Source organism: Sphaerisporangium sp. NPDC088356, assembly GCF_040685555.1.
In the GTDB taxonomy this organism is placed as follows: Bacteria; Actinomycetota; Actinomycetes; order Streptosporangiales; family Streptosporangiaceae; genus Sphaerisporangium.
On record NZ_JBFBIK010000220.1, the window covers coordinates 1 to 4797 of the forward strand.

Genomic DNA, 4797 nt, shown 5'->3' on the forward strand with positions numbered 1-4797 from the left:
GGGACCGCATTCATCCCCGCCCTGAAGGACGGGGCCTTCTGCGGCTTTCCGGTAACCGATGGCGAGGCCGCCGACCTTGCCCACCTTGGCGGCCTGGGCCACCGATCCGACCCCGAGGACGATGGTGCAGAAGATGATGGGGCTGATCATCATCTTGATCAGCGCCACGAAGGCCGTTCCGAGCGGCTTCAGCGCCACGCCGGCGTCGGGGGCCAGGAGCCCGACCGCGATCCCGGCCAGCACCGCGACGATTACCGCCAGGTAGAGGTAGCGGGTACGGTCCCGGTGCGCCGGGGTTACGGGTGTGGTCACGCGACCCTCCTTATGTCTTTTCGTACGCGGGTACGGAGGAAGTTGAGGCTTCGGTCGAGTGACTATGCGCCCTGGTAGTGACCTGGGTCACTATTGCGTACATTTCGTTCATCGCCGTTCTCACCGGCGCGATCCCGGAGCAGTGAGATATCCATGAGACCACGAACGCTGTGAACTGGTGAAAGTGGAAGCCCTGACGTCCCGGCTGAGGCGGTGGAGCCTCGCCCGGCAGATGCTCGTGCTGCAGACCGTCGTCGTCGGGATCACGGTGGCGGGCGGCACCCTTCTCGCCTTCTTCCACGTGCGCCAGCTGCTGGGCGACGAGGCGGGCAGGACGACCCGCGCCGTGGCGATCAGCGTGGCCGCCTCGCCGGCCGTGCTCGCCGCCCTGGACGACCCCGATCCGTCGGTGGCGCTCCAGCCGTACGCGGAGCGGGTCCGCCGGGAGGCCGGGCTGGACTTCATCACGATCATGAGCAGGGAGGGCCGCAGGTACACCCACCCGAACACCCTGCAGATAGGCGGGCGCTTCCTCGGCAACACCGCCCCCGCCCTCGCGGGGCACACGTTCACCGAGACCTACACCGGCACGCCCGGCCCCTCGGTGCGAGCGGTCACGCCCGTACGGGACGCGGCTGAGGCGGTACGCGGAGTTCCGGTCGTCGGTGGGCGGGTCCGGGGAGGTCAGCGGCCAGGGAGAGGTGGACCGCGCGCTGTCCGCCCTCAGGGGCACCACCAGCGGCCCCCTGCCCAAGGGGATGACGGGGCCGACCCTGGAGGCCGTGGCGGGCGAGCTGCGCAAGGCCCCCGGCGGGGTGTCGGCGCAGGCGGTCGGCTGGGCGATCGGCGTGTCCCGGGTGACGGCCCGGCGCTACCTGGAGCATCTCGTCGACACCGGGAACGTGCGCCGCGTGCCGCAGTACGGCGGGCTCGGGCGTCCCGAACTGCTCTACCAGATCGTCTGAGCCGGGTCGCGTGACCTGGACGTCGCCGCCGGGCCGACAGGTGGCACGGCGGCGACGATGCGCGCGAAGGACGACCCAGGCCTTCGGTCAGGAACCGGCGAGCGCCTTGCTGACGGCGTTCGGACCGTCGTACTGCTTGTCGGGGAGCCGCTGCAGGGCTTCCATCGCCTGCTTGTCGGCGCCCTGCCGCTTGGCGTGCTCCAGAAGCTGTTCCCTCGTCGCGGGGTAGTCAACTCCGGACAGATACTTTTGAACGTGGATGAAGTCCACCTGCGTCATATTTCCCCCTTTGTCGCAAGGTGGTTCCTCTCCCACCTCAGACTCGGAGAAACCGGTCATTCCTCCTCAGAGGAGCTGGATGCGCGAGTCTTTGCACCCGGATCGCGATCGTCTCGGACGCGCCGGCGGACCATTCACAGTCCCGGCTTACTCCTGACCGGAATCCGAGTTCGGGACAAACCCAGCCAAATACGGGAGTGTAGGCAAGACATTCCAGGAAGCCGGTCGACGGCACGCCGACCAGCTCCCGAGCAATGTTCTGCGGCAGGCCAGAGGGGTCATCCCTCCGCAGACCGCCAAACCCGGTCAACCAAGGAACTTTCCCGAAGTCACCGGCATGCAGCTTCTTCCCGGAAAATCACAGGTCAATCACGCCGACGGTGACAGTTATCACGAATGCAGTAGTGACACTGGCATATGACACCTATGGATAGCGTCACTAGGCACGGCGGGGGTTATCCGTAATTCTCCTCTTAGTGATCGAGCGCTGAGAGGGGTGTGGGACATGATCGACAGATATGAGATCTACTGCCTAGCCGATCCACTGTTTTACGACACCCTTGACAACCAGCGCACGAAGCACCCTGACTTTGCCCTGGCGACCAGGGATGTGCCGTCCGGGTGGGAGCACCGGGCCACCGACACGTGGCTCCACTACGGCCCGCAGGACCGTTCGCTCCCCCTCCAGGGATGGAAGATTCACATCTCCTCCTGCCTGGACGACGCGGAGAGGACGCTCGAAGCGGTCTGGGACTACTGCGTCGGCCGCCGGCTCAGCTTCAAGTTCCTCCGGGGCCCGCGCGTCGTCACGATGCTCAACTCCAAGTACGCCGACCGGGGAAGCAGCGGCAAGCTGGTCACGATCTACCCGACCGGCGAGGACGAGCTGGAGCTCGTGCTCAAGGAGCTGGACGAGATCCTGCACGGCGTCCGTGGCCCGTACATCCTCAGCGATCTGCGGTTCGGTGAGGGCCCCCTCTTCGTCCGGTACGGCGGCTTCGCCGAGCGGTACTGCCTGACCGGCAACCGGGAGCGGGTCCTCGCGATCGAGAGCGCGGACGGCACCCTGGTGCCAGACCGGCGGGGGCCCGCGTTCTCACCGCCGTCATGGGTCACCCTCCCGGCCTTCCTGGAACCCCACCTCGCGGCACGCAAGGCGGTCACCACCACGGACCTGCCGTACAAGATCGAGGAAGTGCTGCACTTCTCCAACGGCGGCGGCGTCTACAAGGCGCGCGACACCCGCACGGACCGCCAGGTCGTGCTCAAGGAGGCCAGGCCCCACGCCGGGCTCGACGCGGCCGGCCGCGACGCGGTCACCCGACTGCGGCACGAGGCCGACATCCTGCGGCGGCTCGAAGGGCTGGACGTCGTCCCCGCCCTCCACGACTACTTCACGCTCGGCGACCACGAGTTCCTCGTCCAGGAGTTCGTCGACGGGACCACGCTGAGCCAGGAGTCGGTCCACAGGCACCCCCTGACCCGCGCGGCCATCACCCCCGAGGACGCCGCCGAGTACACCGAGTGGACGCTCGGGATGCTCGGCCGCGTCGAACGGGCGGTGAACGCGCTGCACGGGCGCGGGGTCGTCTTCGGGGACCTGCACCCCTTCAACGTGCTGGTCGACGGCGAGCGCGTCGTGCTCATCGACTTCGAGGTCGCGAGCCTCGCCGAGAACAAGGCGCGGCCGACCCTCGCCCACCCGGGCTTCTGCCCGCCCCCGGACCGGCTCGGCGTGGAGGCGGACCGCTACGCCCTGGCCTGCATGCGGCTCAACCTGTTCGCCCCGATGTCCACGGTGCTGATTCCCCTGCACCGGGCCAAGGTGACCCACCTCGCCACGCTGGTGCGCGACACCTTCCCGGTCCCCCCCGCCTACGTGGACGAGGCCGTACGGACCATCCTCGGCAAGGACGCGGAGACGGAGCAGGGAGCCGGGCGCCTGCGGGCGATGCGCGAGCTACCCCTCCCCGGCAGGGCCCCCTGGACCTCGGTCAGGGACGCGGCGTGCCGGGCCATCCTGGCCTCCGCGACCCCGGAGCGCCACGACCGCCTGTTCCCCGGCGACGCGTCGCAGTTCCAGCCAGGCGGCGGGCTCAACCTGGCCAGCGGCGCGGCGGGCGTGCTGTACGCGCTGGCCGCGACCGACGCCGGACGGTTCCCCGAGCACGAGGAGTGGCTCCGCGAGCGGGCCATGGCCCCCGAACCCGGCACCGGCCTCGGCTTCTACGACGGCCTGCACGGCGTGGCCTACGCCTTCGAGGCGCTCGGCCGCCGGCAGGACGCCCTGGACCTGGTCACCATGTGCCTGCGGGAGAAGTGGGACCAGCTCGGCCAGAGCCTGTACGCCGGCCTCGCGGGCATCGGGCTCAACCTGCTGCATCTCTCCCGGGAGACCGGTGAGCGCGATCTTGGAAAGACCGCGCTCACCATCGCCGACATGGTGGCCGACCGGCTCGGCACCGTCGACAGCGTGCCCGAGGTCAGCGGAGGGGCCAACCCCCACGCCGGGCTGATGCGCGGCTCCTCGGGTCCAGCGCTGCTGTTCCTGCGGGCCTTCGAGGCCACCGGTGACAGCGCGCTGCTGGAGCACGCGAGCGTCGCGCTGCGGCAGGACCTGCGCCGCTGCACCCGCCGCGAGGACGGGCAGCTCCAGGTCCAGCAGGGCTGGCGGACCAATCCGTACCTGGACGAGGGCTCGGCCGGCATCGGGCTCGTCCTGCGCCAGTACCTCGCGCACCGCGAGGACGAGGACTTCCGGCGGGCGCTTTCCGACATCGGCCCGGTCGCGACCCTGGACTACTACGTGCAGTCGGGCCTGTTCGCCGGCCGGGGCGGCATGATCGCGGCTCTCGGCACGGGGCTGCGGCCCGGCCTCGACCGCGACGCGCCCGAGGTGGCCGACCAGATCTCCCGCCTCGGCTGGCACGCCATGCCGTACGGCGGCGGGCTCGCCTTCCCCGGCAACCAGCTTCTCCGGCTCTCGATGGACCTCGCCACCGGCACCGCCGGAGTGGTCCTCGCGCTGGGCACCGTGCTGCACGACCGGCCGGTGGCCCTGCCCCTGATCTCCCCGCCCGGCATTCCCGCCGGGACGGCGGACCCGACGAAAAACGGAGGGAGGTGAATTACATGGCGCTTCTGGACCTTCAGGAGATGGAGATCCCGGGTGGCGGCCACGGCGGCGGCGGTGGCAGCAACCTCAGCCTCTTGGGGTGCACCCCCCACGAGAACAGCAGCC

Annotated in this window: 5 protein-coding genes; 3 read left to right on the plus strand and 2 right to left on the minus strand. The window is 69.6% G+C overall.

Annotated features, from left to right (window positions below; all coding sequences use genetic code 11):
• Window positions 1-312: cation:dicarboxylase symporter family transporter (locus tag AB0O34_RS36115; protein ID WP_363923386.1), on the minus strand; the 312-nt coding region annotated here is incomplete at its 3' end.
• A gap of 376 nt (window positions 313-688) precedes the next feature.
• On the opposite strand from AB0O34_RS36115, the gene AB0O34_RS36120 reads away from it, so the two are divergent.
• Window positions 689-1291 (plus strand): hypothetical protein, encoded by a 603-nt coding sequence (locus tag AB0O34_RS36120; protein WP_363923392.1) that lies wholly within the window; start codon window positions 689-691, stop codon window positions 1289-1291.
• Between the two features lie 73 nt (window positions 1292-1364).
• Here AB0O34_RS36120 and AB0O34_RS36125 read toward each other — a convergent pair whose 3' ends face one another.
• Window positions 1365-1556 carry a DUF2795 domain-containing protein gene (locus AB0O34_RS36125; protein ID WP_363923388.1) on the minus strand — a complete coding sequence of 64 codons (192 nt, stop codon included), beginning with the start codon at window positions 1554-1556 and terminating at the stop codon, window positions 1365-1367.
• 505 nt (window positions 1557-2061) lie between these two features.
• Between AB0O34_RS36125 and lanKC the strand changes: the two genes are divergently transcribed.
• Together lanKC and AB0O34_RS36135 are read left to right on the plus strand one after the other, a co-directional pair.
• Window positions 2062-4683, plus strand: coding sequence for a class III lanthionine synthetase LanKC (gene lanKC, locus AB0O34_RS36130; protein WP_363923390.1), 2622 nt, complete (start codon window positions 2062-2064; stop codon window positions 4681-4683).
• Window positions 4684-4688: 5 nt separating this feature from the next.
• Window positions 4689-4797 (plus strand): SapB/AmfS family lanthipeptide (locus AB0O34_RS36135; protein ID WP_363923394.1); only part of this gene is annotated, 109 nt, incomplete at its 3' end.